Below are 2,145 nucleotides of genomic sequence, written 5' to 3'. Positions count from 1 at the left end.
ATAGCAGAAGCTGCTAAAATGAATGAGGGTATGGGGGCAAAAATTATCGATCTTAATTTTGGCTGTCCGGCGAAAAAAGTAGTAGGCGGTTATTCAGGCTCGGCTCTAATGAGGGATGAGCAGCTGGCAGCTAAAATTTTTGAAGCTACCGTTGAAGCGGTTAAGTTGCCGGTAACCGTTAAAATGCGTATGGGTTGGGATGATAATACGAAAAACGCTCCGACTTTAGCCAAAATTGCTGAAAGCTCAGGTGTTTCCCCCATTTTTCATTTTCTAAGTGGGAGATAATACAACATATTGCTTCATTTGGTAAGCATGATAAATGTAAAAAAGGGGTTTTAGAATCCGATTGAATTTTTTACATACTCCTGCAATGGCAAATGGGAATAATTTCATAAAATTATTCATCGTTATTATAATAGATTCAGGATTATTATTTTGTTCTTGTAAATAAGATGCTAATAGTTCCTTATTTACTTTCACTTTTTTATAGAATTTTGTAGCATATGCAATTTTAAAAAAATTATCTAAACCATTGTTATTTGAAAAAGTTTTATTTAGAAATGAAACTAAATTTTTTAATAAGTTTTGTTGTTTTTCTTGCAATAATTCCCTTACCTCGGCAAACACTTTATCTGTATCTGCGTAGCTTGCAGCCATATTCCCATTATTATCAGTACGAATAATCATCTCAGGTGGCCGCAGCTTAATAAACTCTAGAGAAACTGCTATCATGCCTTTTTTGGCTGCAAGCATTAACAATGTCCTTCCGAATTTATCAATAGCGTTAATATTTTCCTCAAACATTCTTGGAATAAGCTCTATACAAACATTATCTAAATCACGCCACATAGCCTTTGTTAATGCAGGCTGACCACGTATATTCTCGATTGTATTAATAGCCTCGTCAGACATCTTAGGAATAAGTTTTAAACAAGCTTCTTCTAAACCTGCATCAGCAGCTAAAATTAAGGCTGTATTACCATCCTCATCAGATTGATAAAATAAATTAGTATTTTTTATTTTATCAATTAATTTTTCAACTTCTTTTTTATCTTCATCTTTTGCGTGTATTACACGCGTTAATTTTTCTAGTAAAGATATTAGTTGATTATATAATATTTCATCTGATTCTTCAGGTGTTGATTCTTTATGTATTCCAAAAATTTTTTTATACGTATAAACATAATTTATCCTTATTAACCTAAAGTTAATTAAAATTACAAAAATAAGTTTACAGATGCAATAGAAATTTAATTGAAGATATAAAATAATGGGATTTAAAGTAAGGAATGATGGTGGCCACGGTTGGAATTGAACCAACGACACAAGGATTTTCAGTCCTTTGCTCTACCGACTGAGCTACGTGGCCGTATATACTCGATGAACTTGAAAAATTGGCTTCGTCGTCTTTGTAAGTCCTCGGATACTCACGATTAGTATACGCTCCGCTCCTCGGCTTACAGACTCCTTGCTCTTTTCCAAGTTGATCTTCGTCTATACTATTCTTTCATTTATTAGGGTGTAAGAACAAGAAATATAACTTAAGCTTATAATAGATTAATCGGCTTTTGTCTATTCTTAATTAGTAATATTAGACAAAAATACTTAATTATGATATTGTGAGTGTTTATTTTTATAACGGTTTTTATGATCAAAATCGGCAATATTGAGCTTTCTTCAAATATTATACTAGCTCCAATGTCGGGTGTTACGGATTTGGAATTTAGAAGAGTGGTGAAAAGATTTGGTGCAGGGCTTGTAGTTTCTGAAATGGTAGCAAGTAGAGCAATGATTGTGGAATCTAGGCAGTCACTAAAAAAAAGTGCCATTATGCGTGATGATGCAACAAGTGCTTGCGTACAGCTAGCAGGCTGTGAGCCGAATGTGATAGCAGAAGCTGCTAAAATGAATGAGGGTATGGGGGCAAAAATTATCGATCTTAATTTTGGCTGTCCGGCGAAAAAAGTAGTAGGCGGTTATTCAGGCTCGGCTCTAATGAGGGATGAGCAGCTGGCAGCTAAAATTTTTGAAGCTACCGTTGAAGCGGTTAAGTTGCCGGTAACCGTTAAAATGCGTATGGGTTGGGATGATAATACGAAAAACGCTCCGACTTTAGCCAAAATTGCTGAAAGCTCAGGTGTT

At 34.7% G+C, this 2,145-nt stretch carries 2 protein-coding genes, 1 tRNA gene and 1 pseudogene; 2 read left to right on the top strand and 2 right to left on the bottom strand.

Features of this window, described 5'->3' with window-relative positions; genetic code table 11:
* Positions 1–264, top strand: a pseudogene (locus O6R16_RS07725) (tRNA-dihydrouridine synthase); the annotation flags it as partial.
* A gap of 9 nt (positions 265–273) precedes the next feature.
* Here O6R16_RS07725 and O6R16_RS07720 read toward each other — a convergent pair.
* Together O6R16_RS07720 and O6R16_RS07715 are read right to left on the bottom strand one after the other, a co-directional pair.
* Positions 274–1,329 (bottom strand): ankyrin repeat domain-containing protein, encoded by a 1,056-nt coding sequence (locus O6R16_RS07720; protein WP_499680683.1) that lies wholly within the window; start codon positions 1,327–1,329, stop codon positions 274–276.
* A tRNA-Phe gene (locus O6R16_RS07715) sits at positions 1,297–1,372 on the bottom strand. The genes O6R16_RS07720 and O6R16_RS07715 overlap by 33 nt, the downstream gene beginning before the upstream one ends.
* Before the next feature lie 278 nt (positions 1,373–1,650).
* Here O6R16_RS07715 and O6R16_RS07710 point away from each other — a divergent pair.
* Positions 1,651–2,145 (top strand): tRNA-dihydrouridine synthase (locus O6R16_RS07710; RefSeq protein ID WP_499680682.1); only part of this gene is annotated, 495 nt, incomplete at its 3' end.

It is taken from the genome of Candidatus Rickettsia tasmaniensis (genome assembly GCF_036857515.1).
Classification (GTDB): domain Bacteria; phylum Pseudomonadota; class Alphaproteobacteria; order Rickettsiales; family Rickettsiaceae; genus Rickettsia; species Rickettsia rickettsii.
This window is presented reverse-complemented; position numbering and strand designations above follow the sequence as displayed.